The following is a 15,967-nucleotide window of genomic DNA, read 5'->3' on the forward strand; positions in this document are numbered from 1 at the left end:
TTCGGACCGTCCCTTATTCGGCATCAGTCGACGCACGCCGGGCGGCGAAGCATCGACACGTAAATCGAGGCGAGAGGCAGCCTTCGACGTGGCAGCACCGCAGAACTACCTCGCAGTCATCAAAGTCATCGGTGTCGGCGGCGGTGGTGTCAATGCCATCAACCGGATGATCGAGGTCGGGCTCAAGGGCGTCGAGTTCATCGCGATCAACACCGACGCGCAGGCCCTGCTCATGAGCGACGCCGACGTCAAGCTCGACGTCGGCCGCGAATTGACCCGGGGACTGGGAGCCGGCGCCAATCCGGCGGTCGGCCGCAAGGCGGCCGAGGACCACCGCGAGGAGATCGAGGAGGTCCTCAAGGGGGCCGACATGGTCTTCGTCACGGCGGGCGAAGGTGGCGGCACCGGCACCGGCGGCGCACCCGTCGTCGCCAACATCGCACGCTCCCTGGGCGCCCTCACGATCGGCGTGGTCACCCGGCCCTTCACCTTCGAAGGGCGGCGCCGGGCCAACCAGGCGGAGGACGGCATCGCCGAACTCCGCGAAGAGGTCGACACCCTCATCGTCATCCCCAACGACCGACTGCTGTCCATCTCGGACCGGCAGGTCAGTGTCCTGGACGCGTTCAAGTCCGCGGACCAGGTCCTGCTCTCCGGTGTCCAGGGCATCACCGACCTGATCACGACCCCCGGGCTCATCAACCTCGACTTCGCGGACGTCAAGTCCGTGATGAGCGAGGCGGGTTCCGCCCTCATGGGGATCGGCTCCGCACGCGGCGACGACCGTGCCGTCGCGGCGGCCGAACTGGCCATCTCCTCACCGCTGCTCGAAGCCTCCATCGACGGGGCGCGCGGGGTCCTGCTGTCCATCTCGGGCGGCTCCGACCTCGGTCTCTTCGAGATCAACGAGGCGGCCCAGCTGGTGAGCGAAGCCGCGCACCCGGAGGCCAACATCATCTTCGGCGCCGTCATCGACGACGCCCTCGGTGACGAGGTCAAGGTCACCGTCATCGCGGCCGGCTTCGACGGGGGCCAGCCCCCCGCCAAGCGGGACAACGTGATCGGTGCCAGCGCCGGCAAGCGCGAGGAGCAGCCGCAGGCCCGTACGAGCGAGCCGGTCCGTCCGGCCTTCGGCGGCCTCGGCTCCGTCACCCCGCGCGAGGAACCGGCCCCCCGCCCGGAGCCCGAACCGGCCCCGGTCAACGAGGCGCCCGCCCCGCACGTCCCGCAGCCCTCGGTCCCCCCGGCCCGTCCCTTCCCGGACAGCCAGGCCGAGGAGCTGGACGTGCCGGACTTCCTGAAGTGATAGCCACGCGCGAGGAGGCGGGCGGCGCGCACTTCGCCTTCACCGACAGGTGGGGCGGGGTGAGCGCCGCTCCGTACGAGGAGCTCAACCTCGGTGGCGCGGTCGGCGACGCGCCCGAGGCGGTGCACGCCAACCGGGCGCTCGCGGCCAAGGACCTCGGCCTCGATCCCGCGCACGTGGTCTGGATGAACCAGGTCCACGGGCGCGAGGTCGCGGTCGTGGACGCGCCGTGGGGGGACAAGCCCGTACCCGCCGTCGACGCGGTCGTCACCGCGCGGCGCGGGCTCGCGCTCGCGGTGCTCACCGCGGACTGCGTGCCCGTCCTGCTCGCCGATCCCGTCGCCGGGGTCGTGGGCGCCGCGCACGCGGGACGGCCCGGACTCGTCGCCGGGGTCGTCCCCGCGGCGGTCGAGGCGATGCGGGATCTCGGGGCCGAGCCCGCACGGATCGTGGCTCGCACCGGGCCGGCGATCTGCGGGGCGTGTTACGAGGTGCCCGAGGCGATGCGCGCCGAAGTCGCCGCGCTCGCGCCCCGGGCGTACGCCGAAACAAGCTGGGGCACTCCGGCGCTCGACATCGCGGCGGGAGTGCTCGCCCAGCTCGACGCGCTCGGCGTGCGCGAGGTGCGCCGCTCGCCCTCCTGCACGCGGGAGTCGGCGGATCACTTCTCGTACCGCGGGGACCGGGTCACCGGGCGTCTCGCGGGCTACGCGTGGCTGGACTGATGGGGCATGACGGACCTTAGGGAACGCAGGGAACAACTCGCCGCGAACCTCGCGAAAGTGGAGGAGAGGATCGCCACGGCGTGCGCCGCGGCGGGCCGTTCGCGCGGCGACGTGACATTGATCGCGGTCACCAAGACCTATCCGGCGAGCGATGTGCGTCTTCTCTCCTCGCTGGGCGTCGAACAGGTCGGCGAGAACCGCGACCAGGAGGCGGCCCCGAAGGCCGCCGCGTGCGCGGACCTCCCGCTCACGTGGCACTTCATCGGGCAGTTGCAGACCAACAAGGCGAAGTCGGTTGCCCGGTACGCCTCGTACGTGCACTCCGTGGACCGGGCGCGGCTCGCCGGGGCCCTCGGGGCGGCGGCGGTGCGCGAGGGGCGCGAGATCGGCGCGCTCGTGCAGGTCGCGCTGGAGGCCGAGGGCGATCCGGCGGCGCACGCCGGTCGCGGCGGGGCCCACCCGGACGAGGTCCCGGAACTCATGGACCGCATCGCCGCCACGGACGGGCTCCGCCCCGCGGGACTCATGACCGTGGCACCGCTGGCGGGGAGTTACGCGGGCGACGCGCGCGCGGCCTTCGCGCGGCTCGCGGAGTTGGCGAGCCTCGTGCGCGCCGCGCATCCGGCTGCCACCATGGTCTCCGCCGGGATGAGCGGTGACCTGGAGGAGGCGATCGCGGCCGGGGCGACACATGTACGGATCGGCAGCGCGATACTCGGCGCGCGTTCCCCCCTCGGGTAACGTCGCCAAGCAAGTCGGACCACAGCACAAAATATGGTCATTGTCCGTCAAAGAGGCGGAAAGACCACGTGGATCGCGGGCAGGTGGTCCTTGTCGATCCACCACAGAGCGGAGGACTCAGAGCATGGCCGGCGCGATGCGCAAGATGGCGGTCTACCTCGGCCTCGTGGAGGACGATGGGTACGACGGACCGGGGTTCGACCCCGATGACGAGTTCGAGCCCGAGCCGGAGCCCGAGCGCGACCGCAGGCGGCACAACCCGCCGCACCAGGAGCCGGAACCGGACGAACCGGTGCGTTCCGCCCAGCCTCCGGCCCCGCGCGAACCCGTGTCGCTGCCCGTGGAATCGGGTCGCCCGGCACGAATCGCGCCCGTGTCATCCATCACACCAGAACGCCCCAGCCTGGAGAAGAACGCGCCGGTGATCATGCCCAAGGTTGTCTCGGAGCGGGAGCCGTACCGCATCACGACGTTGCACCCCCGGACCTACAACGAAGCCCGTACCATCGGGGAACACTTCCGCGAGGGCACGCCGGTGATCATGAATCTGACCGAGATGGACGACACGGACGCGAAGCGACTTGTCGACTTCGCGGCCGGTCTGGTGTTCGGCCTGCACGGGAGCATCGAGCGAGTGACTCAGAAGGTTTTCCTGTTGTCGCCTGCTAACGTCGATGTAACGGCGGAGGACAAGGCTCGCATCGCAGAGGGCGGGTTCTTCAACCAGAGCTGAGACCGAATGACGCACAACGGAACGGTTCGTGCCGGCGGGCTCGCAGGACAGGGGAGTGGGAAGCGTTCATGAGCGTCGTGCTGGATGTGCTCTACATCGCGCTGATGTGTTTCCTGCTGGTCCTGATCTTCCGGCTCGTCATGGACTACGTGTTCCAGTTCGCCCGCTCCTGGCAGCCGGGCAAGCCCATGGTGGTCGTTTTGGAGGCCGCCTACACTGTCACCGATCCACCACTCAAGCTTCTGCGGCGGGTCATCCCGCCGTTGCGCCTCGGGGGCGTGGCGCTCGACCTGTCCTTCTTCGTACTGATGATCATCGTCTACATCCTGATCAGATCGATCTCCGTCGTGAGCCGGCTGTGAGCGCGATGTCAACTACGTTCTTGCCGAATGCCGACGACTACGTTGAGGTGAAGAGATGCCATTGACCCCCGAGGACGTGCGGAACAAGCAGTTCACGACCGTCCGCCTCCGAGAAGGCTATGACGAGGACGAGGTCGATGCCTTCCTCGACGAGGTGGAGGCCGAACTCACCAGGCTCGCGCGGGAGAACGAGGACCTGCGGGCGAAACTCGCCGCAGCCACGCGTGCCGCCGCGCAGAACCAGCAGCAGAACATGCGCAAGGGTCCCGAGCAGCCGGAACGGCCGCAGGGTCCCGGGCCCGCCGCCATATCGGGTCCGCCGCAGGGGCAGCAGCATCCTGGACAGCCGCAGCACCCGGGGCAGCCCCAGCACCCCGGTCAGCCGCAGCACCCCGGCCAGCCCCAGCACCCGGGTCAGCAGCAGCATCCGCAGCAGCAGCACATGGGCGGTCCGCCCCAGCTGCCCTCCGGTGCTCCGCAGCTGCCCTCGGGTCCCGGCGGTCACGGTCCGCAGGGTCCCGGCCCGATGGGCCAGGGTCCGATGGGCGGCCCGCAGGGTCCCGGTCCCATGGGGCAGATGGCTCCGCAGGGCCCCGGCCCGATGGGGCAGCAGGGTCCCGGTCCGATGGGCCAGCAGGGGCCCGGCCCGATGGGTCAGGGGCCGATGGGCGGTCCGCAGGGGCAGATGGGCCAGCCGCAGCAGCAGATGGTGGGCCCGCTCGGCCACGGCGGTCCCCAGCTGCCGCAGCCCGGTCAGGGTCCCGGTGGCGACAGCGCCGCGCGTGTCCTCTCGCTCGCCCAGCAGACCGCCGACCAGGCGATCGCCGAGGCGCGTTCCGAGGCCAACAAGATCGTCGGTGAGGCGCGCAGCCGGGCCGAGGGTCTGGAGCGCGACGCCCGTGCCAAGGCGGACGCCCTGGAGCGGGACGCGCAGGAGAAGCACCGTGTCGCGATGGGCTCCCTGGAGTCCGCGCGCGCCACGCTGGAGCGCAAGGTCGAGGACCTGCGCGGCTTCGAACGCGAATACCGCACGCGGCTGAAGTCCTACCTGGAGTCGCAGCTGCGCCAGCTGGAGACGCAGTCGGACGACTCGCTCGCCCCGCCGCGTGTCTCCTCGACGCCGTCGCTGCCGCCCTCCCCCTCGCCCTCCATGGCCCCGGCCGGTGCGTCCTCCTTCGGGGGCGGGCACAACGGTCCCGGCCCGATGGGTGGTCCCACGCCGCCTTCGGCCGGTCCCTCGTACGGGGGCGGGCAGCAGCAGATGTCCCCGGCGATGACGCAGCCGATGGCACCGGTGCGGCCGCAGGCGCCGCAGCCGATGCAGCAGGCGCCGTCCCCGATGCGGGGGTTCCTGATCGACGAGGACGACAACTGAGCCGGTCGCGGCGGTAGATGTCGGCATTCACCGGCCCCCCAGGTCTTCGACCTGGGGGGCCGGTTGTGTATGAGGGCCCTGGAGCGGGGGCCGTTGCGGGGCTCCGCCCCGGACCCCGCTCCTCCATCGCCGGAGGGGCTGTACCGGAGGGGCTGTAACAGCCTCAGCCGACCTTGCGCAGCGCGAACGTCAGCCCGAGACCCGCGTCCTCGAACGGCTTGCCGTACTCGTCGGTCGGCTCGCCCTCCGCGTACTCCGTGGCCAGGACCTCGTCCGCGATCAGCGTCGCGTGCTCGCGCAGGGCCTCGGCCAGGGCCGGGTCCCGCGTGGCCCAGCGCAGGGCGATGCGGTCGGCCACGTCGAGGCCGCTGTTCTTGCGGGCCTCCTGGACGAGGCGGATCGCGTCACGGGCCAGGCCCGCGCGGCGCAGCTCCTCGGTGATCTCCAGGTCGAGGGCGACCGTCGCGCCCGCCTCGGACGCGACCGCCCAGCCCTCGCGCGGGGTCTCCGTCAGGAAGACCTCCTCGGGCGAGAGGACGACCTCGGCGCCGTCCACGAGGACCGTCGCCGTGCCGCTCTCGCGCAGGGAAGCCGAGAGCGCCGCCGCGTCCGCGTCGGCGACCGCCTTCGCGACCGCCTGCACACCCTTGCCGAACCGCTTGCCGAGCGCCCGGAAGTTCGCCTTCGCGCTCGTGTCCACGAGCGAGGCGCCGACCTCGCCGAGCGAGGCGAGCCCCGCGACGTTCAGCTCCTCCGCGATCTGCGCCCGCAGCTCCTCGCCGAGCGTCTCGAAGCCCGTCGCCGCGATGAGCGCGCGGCTCAGCGGCTGCCGGGTCTTGACGCCCGACTCGGCGCGCGTGGCCCGCCCCAGCTCCACGAGCCGCCGCACGAGCGCCATCTGCCGGGACAGCTCCTCGTCCACGGCCGCGAGGTCCGCCTCGGGCCAGGACGCCATGTGCACCGACTCGGGCGCCGAGGCGTCCACGGAGACGACGAGGTCCTGCCAGACCCGCTCGGTGACGAACGGGACGAGCGGCGCCATGAGCCGCGTCACCGTCTCGACGACCTCGTGCAGGGTGCGCAGCGCCGCCTTGTCGCCCTGCCAGAAGCGGCGGCGCGAACGGCGCACGTACCAGTTGGAGAGGTCGTCGACGAAGGAGGAGAGGAGCTGTCCGGTGCGGTGGGTGTCGTACGACTCCAGTGCCTCGGTGACCCCGGCGGTGAGCTTGTGCAGCTCGGACAGGAGCCAGCGGTCGATGACGGGGCGCTCGGCGGGGGCCGGATCGGCGGCCGAGGGCGCCCAGCCCGACGTACGGGCGTACAGGGCCTGGAAGGCCACCGTGTTCCAGTACGTGAGGAGCGTCTTGCGGACGACCTCCTGGATCGTGCCGTGCCCGACGCGGCGCGCCGCCCACGGCGAACCGCCCGCCGCCATGAACCAGCGGACCGCGTCGGCGCCGTGCTGGTCCATGAGCGGGATCGGCTGGAGGATGTTGCCCAGGTGCTTGGACATCTTGCGGCCGTCCTCGGCGAGGATGTGGCCGAGGCAGACGACGTTCTCGTACGAGGACTTGTCGAAGACGAGCGTGCCGATCGCCATCAGCGTGTAGAACCAGCCGCGGGTCTGGTCGATCGCCTCGGAGATGAACTGCGCGGGGTAGCGCGCCTCGAACAGCTCCTTGTTGCGGTACGGGTAGCCCCACTGCGCGAACGGCATCGAACCCGAGTCGTACCAGGCGTCGATGACCTCATCGACGCGCTGGGCCACGGTGCCGCAGTCGGGGCAGGCGAAGGTGACCGCGTCGATGTACGGGCGGTGCGGGTCCAGGCCCGACTGGTCGGTGCCGGTCAGCTCGCTCAGCTCGGCGAGCGAGCCGACGCACGTGAGGTGGCCGTCCGGGCAGCGCCAGACGGGCAGCGGGGTGCCCCAGTAGCGCTTGCGCGAGAGCGCCCAGTCCACGTTGTTCTTCAGCCAGTCGCCGAAGCGGCCGTGCTTGACGCTCTCCGGGTGCCAGTTGGTCTTCTCGTTCTCCTCCAGGAGCCGGTCGCGCACGGCGGTCGTGCGGATGTACCAGGAGGGCTGCGCGTAGTAGAGCAGCGCGGTGTGGCAGCGCCAGCAGTGCGGGTAGCTGTGCTCGTACGGCACGTGCTTGAAGAGCAGGCCGCGCGCCCGCAGGTCGGCGACGAGGTCCTCGTCGGCCTTCTTGAAGAACTGGCCGCCGACGAGCGGTACGTCCTCGGCGAAGGTGCCGTTGGAGCGGACCGGGTTGACGACCGGGAGGCCGTAGGCGCGGCACACGCGCAGGTCGTCCGCGCCGAAGGCGGGGGACTGGTGGACGAGCCCGGTGCCGTCCTCGGTCGTCACGTACGCGTCGTTGACGACGTAGTGCGCGGCCTCGGGGAACGCGATCAGCTCGAAGGGGCGCTGGTAGGTCCAGCGCTCCATCTCCGCGCCCGTGTACCGCTCGCCGGTCGCCTCCCAGCCCTCGCCGAGGGCCTTCTCCAGGAGCGGTTCGGCGACGAGGAGGCGTTCGGTCCCGTCCGTCGCGACGACGTAGGAGACCTCGGGGTGCGCGGCGACGGCGGTGTTCGAGACGAGCGTCCACGGCGTCGTCGTCCACACGAGCAGCGCGGTGTTCCCGGCGAGCGGGCCGGAGGTGAGCGGGAGGCGCACGTAGACCGAGGGGTCGACGACGGTCTCGTAGCCCTGCGCCAGCTCGTGGTCCGAGAGGCCCGTCTCGTCCTTCGGGCACCAGGGGGCGACGCGGTAGTCCTCGACCAGGAGACCCTTGTCGAAGATCTGCTTCAGCGACCACCACACGGACTCGACGTACTCGGGGTCCATCGTGCGGTAGGCCTGGTCGACGTCGAGCCAGTAGCCCATGCGGGTCGTCAGCTCGGTGAAGGCGTCGGTGTGGCGGGTCACGGACTCGCGGCACTTGGCGTTGAACTCGGCGATGCCGTACGCCTCGATGTCCTTCTTGCCCGTGAAGCCGAGCTCCTTCTCGACCGCCAGCTCGACCGGCAGGCCGTGGCAGTCCCAGCCGGCCTTGCGGCCCACGTGGTAGCCGCGCATCGTGCGGTAGCGCGGGAAGACGTCCTTGAAGACGCGCGCCTCGATGTGGTGGGCGCCCGGCATGCCGTTGGCGGTCGGCGGGCCCTCGTAGAAGACCCACTCGGGGCGGCCCTCGGACTGGGCGAGCGTCTTGGCGAAGGTGTCCCGCTCGCGCCACAGGGCGAGCACCTCGTGCTCAAGGGCGGGGAGGTCCACCTGGGCGGGGACGGGTCGGTACTGCGGCGGGGTCGTCATGGGGCTCGCTGCTCCTCCGGCGGATCTGCTCTTCCGTCGGAGGGACGAGAGCCGACGCGCTCCCGCGGTACCACCCTCCTTGGCCACCGGACGACTGCCCTGCGGCCCCCTCATTGGGTCCGCGAAGCCGGTTCTACGGCCACGGGGCACTCACCCCTGGCTTTCCTCCGGCGGCTCCGGGGGTGATCTTCGCGACGCGCGTGCCCCCGGGCTTCCACCGTCCCCGGGTCGCTCCTGGCCGCTTCTCGGCGCTACTCGTCCCCATCCACACCTGTGTTTCGCTGCCGCAAGTGTACGGGTACGGGGTGGGCGGGCCGCCACGGCTTCGGACGGGGGCCACGCGGCCCGCCGCCCCGCGGGGAGGGGGCCGCCGCGGGAGGGCGCGCGGGGGCGCGCGACGCGCGGGGGCGGCGTGGTCCGTTGCCGTGCGGGGGATGTCGATTTATCGTCCCACCACCGTGTGTGCGGGGCTGTTCCGCGTCCACGGGGGCAGGAACAGGAATATCGCAGGCCGGTCCGGTGCTGCGTCTGCGGCAAGCGGTACGACGAAGGTGATGGAGGAGATCGTGCCCACTACGCGCGGCGGAGCGACGGATCCCGCTGAACTGGCGGTACGGCCTGGTGAGGACCCCTGGACGGCCGAGGAGGCCGCCGAGGCGCGGCAGGGCCTGGAGCAGGAGATCGCCGAGCTGCGGGCCGAGCTGGAGACGGCCGAGGCGGACCTCGCGAGCCTGATGCGGGACTCCGCGGACGGGGCGGGGGACGACGAGGCGGACACCGGGACGAAGAACGTGACCCGGGAACACGAGCTGGCGCTGGCCGCGAGCTCGCGGGAGCGGCTCGAACAGACGGAGCGGGCGCTGCTGCGGATGGACGCGGGGACGTACGGGGTGTGCGAGAACTGCGGGAAGCCGATCGGGAAGGCGCGGATGCAGGCGTTTCCGCACGCGATTCTGTGCGTGGACTGCAAGCAGAAGTCGGAGCGGCGCTGACGCCTCGGGGGGCCGGGCGGGGGGCCGGGGCTTCGCCCCGGGCCCCGTTTCGGGGCTCCGCCCCGGGCCCCGTTTCGGGGCTCCGCCCCGGGCCCCGGTTTGGGGCTCCGCCCCAAGCCCCGCTCCTCAAGCGCCGGAGGGGTTGGTTTGGGTGGGGCTTCGTGCCGGGCCCCGCTCCTCACGTGCCGGAGGGGGTGGTTGGGTGGGGCTGCCCCGGGGGCTGGGGGCGGGTGGGGTTTTGGGGTTGTGACGTACGCTCGGAGCCGTTCGGTTCATCGGGTGTGAGGACGGCACGTGGCTGAGGTGGAGCGCACCATCGAGAGAGTTCACGCGGGCAAGGGGTCGCGGCGTGTGCTCGCGCTGTTCGCGGTGGCCGTGCTCGTGTACGCCGTCGACCTCGTGAGCAAGCTGCTCGTGGTCGCGAAGCTGGAGGGGCACGGGGACGGGTCCGTGCAGGTCGTGGGGGACTGGCTGCGGTTCACCGCGATCCGGAACTCCGGGGCCGCCTTCTCGATGGGCGAGGCGTACACGATCGTCTTCACGGTCATCGCCGCCGGTGTCATCGTCGTGATCGCCCGGCTCGCCCGCAAGCTGTACAGCCTGCCCTGGGCCATCGCGCTCGGGCTGCTCCTCGGCGGAGCTCTCGGCAACCTGACGGACCGCGTCTTCCGCTCCCCGGGCGTCTTCCGGGGCGCCGTCGTCGACTTCATCGCGCCCAAGGGCTACGCGGTCTTCAACCTCGCGGACTCCGCGATCGTGTGCGGCGGCGTCCTCATCGTCCTGCTCTCCTTCCGCGGCCTCGACCCGGACGGCACCAGGCACCGGGACGAGAAGGCCGAGAAGACCGAAGAGGCCGGGGAGGCGTCCGAGGAGAAGGCCGAGAGCAGGGGCGAGTAGCTCCCGTACCGGCCCGGCTCACCCGTCCGGCATACTCGACGGGTGAGCGCTATTCCCGAGGTCCGTACCCTTCCCGTCCCCGACGGCCTGGAGGGCGAGCGTGTCGACGCCGCCCTCTCGCGCATGTTCGGCTTCTCCCGCACCAAGGCCGCTGAGCTGGCGGCGGGCGGAAAGGTGCAGGTCGACGGCTCGGTGGTGGGCAAGTCCGAGCGGGTGCGCGGCGGCGCCTGGCTGGAGGTCGAGATGCCGCCGGCCGCCGCGCCCGTCCGGGTCGTCGCCGAGCCGGTCGAGGGCATGGAGATCGTCCACGACGACGAGGACGTCGTGGTGATCATGAAGCCCGTCGGTGTCGCCGCGCACCCCAGCCCCGGCTGGACGGGACCGACCGTGATCGGCGGCCTCGCCGCCGCCGGGTACCGCATCTCCACCTCGGGCGCCGCCGAGCGCCAGGGCATCGTGCACCGCCTCGACGTGGGCACCTCCGGGCTCATGGTGGTCGCCAAGTCCGAGCACGCGTACACCTCGCTCAAGAACCAGTTCCGGGTCCGCACGGTCGACAAGCGCTACCACACGCTCGTCCAGGGCCACCCCGACCCGACCTCGGGCACCATCGACGCGCCCATCGGCCGTCACCCGCAGCACGACTACAAGTGGGCCGTGACGGCCGAGGGGAAGGCGTCGGTCACCCACTACGACCTCGTCGAGGCGTTCCGCGCCGCGTCCCTCCTCGACGTCAAGCTGGAGACGGGCCGCACCCACCAGATCCGCGTGCACATGTCCGCGCACCGCCACCCCTGCGTCGGCGACCTCACCTACGGGGCCGACCCCACGCTCGCCAAGCGGCTCGGCCTCACCCGGCAGTGGCTCCACGCCGTCCGCCTCGGCTTCACCCACCCCGGCACCGGCGACTGGGTCGAGTACGCGAGCGAGTACCCCGAGGACCTCCAGCGCGCCCTGGACCGGGTCCGCGCCGAGAGCCGCTGAGCGGGAGGAGGCGCTGTGAGCGAGGGGACGCTCGCCGGGGGCACGCTGCCCGACGGCACCGCCTACGTCGTGCGGCGGGCGGAGAGCGAGGAGGACCGCGCGGCCTGCTTCCTCGTGCGCAAGGAGGTCTTCGTCCAGGAGCAGGGCGTGCCCGAGGACCTGGAGTACGACGCGCTCGACGCCGGGGCCGCGCACGTCCTCGCGGTCGCCGAGGACGGCACCCCGCTCGGCGCCGGGCGGCTGCTGCACGGCGAGGCGGCGTGGGAGCCGACCGGGCACACGGCGGGGGCGGGCTCGCTCGGACGGCTCGCCGTGCGCGGCGCGGCCCGGGGCGGCGGGGCCGGGGCCGCGCTCGTCACCGCGATCGAGCGGCTCGCCGCCGGGCACGGGCTCACGAGCGTGGACCTGCACGCGCAGACGCACGCGCTCGGTTTCTACGAGCGGCTCGGATACGTGGCGTACGGGGGGACTTACCTCGAAGCCGGGATCGAACACCGGGCGATGCGGAAGGCTGTCTGAGGCCGGGGGCCACCGGCCACGGGGCCGTGGGGGCCGCCACCCACTTGTTCGGTAAAGAAACACCCATGGGAGGCTGGGGGGTACCCCTCGGGGGTGATCCCGGTGAGGATCGGCTCTGGTGGAGGGGTGGCCCGTACCTCTGAGCCCCCTGGGAGGCCCCCGCCGTGGACCAACTGGCGCTGCTGATCCTGCTGCTGCTCGGAGCCGTGCTCACGGTGCCGCTCGGGGACAGACTCGGGCTGCCCGCCCCCGTGCTGATGACGCTCCTCGGGGTCGTTCTCGCGCTCCTGCCCTTCGTGCCGAACGTCAACATCCCGCCCGAGTTCATCCTGCCCCTCGTCCTGCCGCCCCTGCTCTACGCGGCGGTGCAACGGACGTCCTGGCGCCAGTTCGCGGCGAACAGACGGCCCATCTTCCTGCTCGCCGTCGCGCTCGTCTTCGTCACGACGGCCGCCGTCGCCGCCGTGGCCAGCGCGATCGTCCCGGGCCTGCCGCTCGCCGCCGCCGTCGCGCTCGGCGCGCTCGTCGCCCCGCCCGACCCGGTCGCCGCGACCGCCGTGGCCGGCTCGCTGGGGCTGCCCCGCCGCCTCGTCTCCATCCTGGAGGGCGAGGGTCTCTTCAACGACGTCACCGCGATCGTGCTCTACCACGTCGCGATCGGCGCGGCGGTCGGCGGCAGCTTCTCGCTCCCCTCGGCCGTGGGCCTCTTCTTCCTCTCGGCGGCCGTCGCCGTCGCGGTCGGCCTCGCGCTCGGCTGGCTCACCAGCAGGCTCCTCGACTTCCTCGGCGACGCGACCCTCCAGACCGGCCTCACCCTCCTCGTCCCGTTCGTCAGCTACGTCCTCGCCGAGGAGCTGCACGGCTCGGGCGTGCTCGCCGTGCTCACCACGGCGCTCTTCCTCTCCGAGTACGCGCTCGACGCCGACGACGTCCTCGGGCGGATCACCGGGCAGACCTTCTGGCAGGTCGTCGACACGCTCGTCACCGGGATCGCCTTCGGGCTCATCGGCCTCGAACTGCACACGGTCTTCGGCACGGCAGGCGACCGGGTCTGGGAGATGATCGGCTGGGGCCTGCTCGTGGCGGTCGTCGTCATCGGCGTACGGTTCCTGTGGCTGCTGCCCGCCGGCTGGCTGGCGCAGCGGCTGCACCAGAAGCGCGATGTCGCGGAGGACATCCCGACGAGCTGGCGCGAGACCGTCGTCATGTGGTGGGCGGGGATGCGGGGGGTCGCCTCGGTCGCCCTGGCCCTCGCCATCCCGCTCACGACCGACGTGGGCGACGCCTTCCCGGGGCGCGACGAGCTGATCTTCATCGCCTTCTGCGTCATCATGGTCACCCTCGTCTTCCAGGGGCTCACGCTGCCGTGGCTCGTGCGCAGGCTCGGGGTACGGGCCGATACGGACGCCGAGCGGCAGATCGAGCACGACCTCGCCATCCGCGCGGCGAAGGCGGCCCGGCGCAGGCTCCACGAGATCGAGGGCGTCCAGGATCTTCCCGACGACGTCATCGAGCGCCTCCAGCGCGGTGCCTTCGACATCGGGGCGCGGATCAGCCCGGAGATCATGGACGACGAGCGGCGCGAGCACCTCGCGCAGCGCGTGGAGCGCGTGAAGGCGTTCAGGAAGGTGCAGAAGGAGATGATGTCGGCGGCGCGGCACGCGGTGCTTTCCGCGCGGAGCGAGCCGGGGGCGGACCCGGAGATCGTGGACCGGGTGTTGCGGCAGCTCGACGTGCGGTCCCTGCACTGACGGGAGCCGCCCCCTCCAGGCCGTGGAGCCGTCCTCGCGGGGCTCCACCCCTGGGCCCCCGGGTCTCGGGCACAGCGGTGTCGTGCGGGGTCGTTCGTCCCGTGGACGAGGGCGCGGGACCCGGTCGCCCACGGCGGCGCGGACCTGGGCCACCGGAAGGAGAGGGCGCGCCCGCTGTGGGCGCCGGACGCCGACCCCGGCTACCGCTTGCGCGGCGCTCCCGGGCGCGCGTCGTGGCGGCGGGGGGCGGGAGCGTGGACCCGGTCGTGCGGGTCGCGTGCGCGGTGGCCCTCGACGTGCGCGTCCGCCGTGTCCGCGTGGCGGGCGGGCGCCCTCGTGCCCTCCTCGTCCCTGTGCGCGTCGTCGTCCGCCGGGAGGTCGTGGCCGTCCTCGCGCAGCGGGTAGTCCGCCGCGTTGTTGCTGTGGACCTCCGAGGGGCGCGGCTGGGTGTCCTTGCGCAGGCCGGGCGAGGGGGAGGTGGCCGGGGGCTCGGCCGCGGGGACGGTGGCGACGCTCGGCAGGGCGTACGGGTGGTGCGCGCTGAGCCAGGCGATGAGCCGCTCGCGGACCACGACCCGCACCGTCCAGATGTCGTCCGCGTCCTTCGCCGTGACCACGGCCCGTACCTCGATCGTCGTCGGCGTCGTGTCCGTGACGGCGAGGCTCCAGTCGCGGCCGTCCCAGGCCGGGCAGTCGGCGAGGACGCGCCGCAACTCCTCGCGCATGAGCGGGAGGGGGGCCGAGTGGTCGAGGTGGAAGAAGACGGTGCCGGACATCTGCGCGCCGCCGCGCGACCAGTTCTCGAAGGGCCGCGAGGTGAAGTACGACACCGGCATCGTGATGCGCCGCTCGTCCCACGTGCGCACCGCGAGGAACGTCAGGGTGACCTCCTCGACGACGCCCCACTCGCCGTCCACGACCACCGTGTCCCCGATCCGGACCATGTCGCCGAAGGCGATCTGGAAGCCGGAGAAGAGGTTGCCGAGGGTCGACTGCGCGGCGACACCCGCGACGATCCCGATGATCCCCGCCGAGGCGAGCACCGACTTCCCCGCCGTCCGCAGATCGGGGAAGGCCATGAGCATCGAGGCGACCGCGATGACGATGACGAGGGCCGTGACGATCCGCATGATGAGCGTCATCTGCGTACGGACCCTGCGCACCCGCGCCGCGTCGTGCGTCGTCGCCGCGTACCGCGCGTACGAGGACTCCAGGACCGTGGAGACGACCCGGACCAGGAGCCACGCCGTCGCCCCGATGAGGACGAGGGTCAGGAGCAGCCCGATCGCGCCGTCGAAGCGCTCCACCACGTTCCAGGTGATCTCCCGGTAGCTGCCGCGCAGCAGCGCCGCGAGCAGCAGCACCTGCCAGGGCACCCGGCACTCGCGCAGCTTCTCCCACAGCGGGGTGTCGTTGTGCCGTACCGCCGCCCGCGCGAGCAGCCGGTCCGAACCCCAGCCGAGCAGCAGCGTGAGCAGGACGGAACCGCCGATGACGAGGACGGGACGCAGGATCTCTTCCATGGGGGTCAAAGGTCTCCGGGTCTCGGTCGGCCCCCGGGGCCTGGCGCGTCCGGGCCGGGGGCGCTGGCAGGATGACGGTCATGGACATCCTGCTTTTTCACTCCGCCTACGGACTGCGACCGGCTGTGCACGAGGCCGCCGACCGGCTGCGGGCGGCCGGACACCAGGTGCGCGTGCCCGACCTGTACGAGGGGCAAACGGTGGAGACGGAGGAGGAGGCCGCCGCCCTGCGCGAGTCGATCGGCAACGACCGGCTCCTGACCAGGGCCGTCAAGGCAGCCGCGCCCTACAGTGACAAAGGACTCGTCTACGCCGGTTTCTCCCTCGGCGGCGCCCTCGCGCAGAACCTGGCGCTCGGCGACGAGAACGCCCGCGGTCTGCTCCTCCTCCACGGCACGTCGGACCTGCGTGAGGACGCGGCTGTGGACGACCTGCCCGTGCAGCTGCACGTCGCCGATCCCGACCCGGCCGAGACCCACGAGTGGCTGAGCCTGTGGTATCCGCAGATGCGCCGCGCGGGCGCCGACGTGGAGATCTACCGCTACCCGGGAGCGGGCCACCTCTACACCGACCCGGGGCTTCCCGACTACGACGCCGAGGCGGCCGCGAGCACGTGGCGCACGGCGCTCGCGTTCCTGGACAGCCTGTAGGAGCGAGCCGCACGGAGGGGAGTGGCGCCGTCCGCACGCCGGGGGCGGCGGCCCCCCTCCCGCGCGCACGGGAGCGGCGGCCGTCCCCGTACCGCGGGA

Annotated in this window: 14 protein-coding genes; 12 read left to right on the forward strand and 2 right to left on the reverse strand. The window is 72.1% G+C overall.

The window, feature by feature from the left end; genetic code table 11:
- Positions 1 to 88 precede the first annotated feature (88 nt).
- The 6 genes from ftsZ (at position 89) to IF99_RS31950 (ending at position 5,242) form a co-directional block, all read left to right on the forward strand.
- The gene (ftsZ, locus tag IF99_RS0102215; protein ID WP_030994569.1) at positions 89 to 1,306 is read left to right on the forward strand and encodes a cell division protein FtsZ; all 1,218 of its coding nucleotides are present in this window, start codon (positions 89 to 91) and stop codon (positions 1,304 to 1,306) included.
- Positions 1,303 to 2,031, forward strand: a complete 729-nt coding sequence (gene pgeF / locus IF99_RS0102220; RefSeq protein ID WP_030994570.1) for a peptidoglycan editing factor PgeF — start codon at positions 1,303 to 1,305, stop codon at positions 2,029 to 2,031. The genes ftsZ and pgeF overlap by 4 nt, the downstream gene beginning before the upstream one ends.
- Before the next feature lie 6 nt (positions 2,032 to 2,037).
- On the forward strand, positions 2,038 to 2,772 hold the full coding sequence (locus tag IF99_RS0102225) for a YggS family pyridoxal phosphate-dependent enzyme (RefSeq protein ID WP_030994571.1): 735 nt from the start codon (positions 2,038 to 2,040) through the stop codon (positions 2,770 to 2,772).
- A gap of 124 nt (positions 2,773 to 2,896) precedes the next feature.
- Positions 2,897 to 3,505, forward strand: coding sequence for a cell division protein SepF (locus tag IF99_RS0102230; RefSeq protein ID WP_030994572.1), 609 nt, complete (start codon positions 2,897 to 2,899; stop codon positions 3,503 to 3,505).
- A gap of 68 nt (positions 3,506 to 3,573) precedes the next feature.
- Positions 3,574 to 3,867 carry a YggT family protein gene (locus IF99_RS0102235; RefSeq protein WP_030994573.1) on the forward strand — a complete coding sequence of 98 codons (294 nt, stop codon included), beginning with the start codon at positions 3,574 to 3,576 and terminating at the stop codon, positions 3,865 to 3,867.
- Positions 3,868 to 3,922: 55 nt separating this feature from the next.
- Entirely contained in the window at positions 3,923 to 5,242 is a 1,320-nt protein-coding gene (locus tag IF99_RS31950; RefSeq protein ID WP_037826320.1) for a DivIVA domain-containing protein, read from the forward strand.
- Positions 5,243 to 5,405: 163 nt separating this feature from the next.
- On the opposite strand, the gene ileS is transcribed toward IF99_RS31950, so the two are convergent.
- Complete coding sequence (gene ileS, locus IF99_RS0102250; protein WP_030994576.1) at positions 5,406 to 8,552, reverse strand: isoleucine--tRNA ligase; 3,147 nt, start codon at positions 8,550 to 8,552, stop codon at positions 5,406 to 5,408.
- Between the two features lie 566 nt (positions 8,553 to 9,118).
- Between ileS and IF99_RS0102255 the strand changes: the two genes are divergently transcribed.
- The 5 genes from IF99_RS0102255 (at position 9,119) to IF99_RS0102275 (ending at position 13,695) form a co-directional block, all read left to right on the forward strand.
- Positions 9,119 to 9,544, forward strand: a complete 426-nt coding sequence (locus tag IF99_RS0102255; protein WP_234340553.1) for a TraR/DksA family transcriptional regulator — start codon at positions 9,119 to 9,121, stop codon at positions 9,542 to 9,544.
- A 294-nt stretch (positions 9,545 to 9,838) separates the two neighbouring features.
- Entirely contained in the window at positions 9,839 to 10,441 is a 603-nt protein-coding gene (lspA, locus tag IF99_RS0102260; protein WP_030994578.1) for a signal peptidase II, read from the forward strand.
- A gap of 42 nt (positions 10,442 to 10,483) precedes the next feature.
- Positions 10,484 to 11,425 (forward strand): RluA family pseudouridine synthase, encoded by a 942-nt coding sequence (locus tag IF99_RS0102265; RefSeq protein ID WP_030994579.1) that lies wholly within the window; start codon positions 10,484 to 10,486, stop codon positions 11,423 to 11,425.
- Positions 11,426 to 11,440: 15 nt separating this feature from the next.
- Positions 11,441 to 11,944, forward strand: coding sequence for a GNAT family N-acetyltransferase (locus IF99_RS0102270; RefSeq protein WP_051703325.1), 504 nt, complete (start codon positions 11,441 to 11,443; stop codon positions 11,942 to 11,944).
- Between the two features lie 164 nt (positions 11,945 to 12,108).
- Positions 12,109 to 13,695, forward strand: coding sequence for a Na+/H+ antiporter (locus IF99_RS0102275; protein ID WP_030994581.1), 1,587 nt, complete (start codon positions 12,109 to 12,111; stop codon positions 13,693 to 13,695).
- Positions 13,696 to 13,895: 200 nt separating this feature from the next.
- Here the strand turns inward: IF99_RS0102275 and IF99_RS0102280 are convergent, their stop codons facing one another.
- The gene (locus IF99_RS0102280) at positions 13,896 to 15,218 is read right to left on the reverse strand and encodes a mechanosensitive ion channel family protein (RefSeq protein ID WP_030994582.1); all 1,323 of its coding nucleotides are present in this window, start codon (positions 15,216 to 15,218) and stop codon (positions 13,896 to 13,898) included.
- 80 nt (positions 15,219 to 15,298) lie between these two features.
- On the opposite strand from IF99_RS0102280, the gene IF99_RS0102285 reads away from it, so the two are divergent.
- Positions 15,299 to 15,868, forward strand: coding sequence for a dienelactone hydrolase family protein (locus tag IF99_RS0102285; RefSeq protein WP_030994583.1), 570 nt, complete (start codon positions 15,299 to 15,301; stop codon positions 15,866 to 15,868).
- Positions 15,869 to 15,967 lie beyond the last annotated feature (99 nt).

Source organism: Streptomyces sp. NRRL F-5630, from assembly GCF_000719475.1.
In the GTDB taxonomy this organism is placed as follows: domain Bacteria; phylum Actinomycetota; class Actinomycetes; order Streptomycetales; family Streptomycetaceae; genus Streptomyces.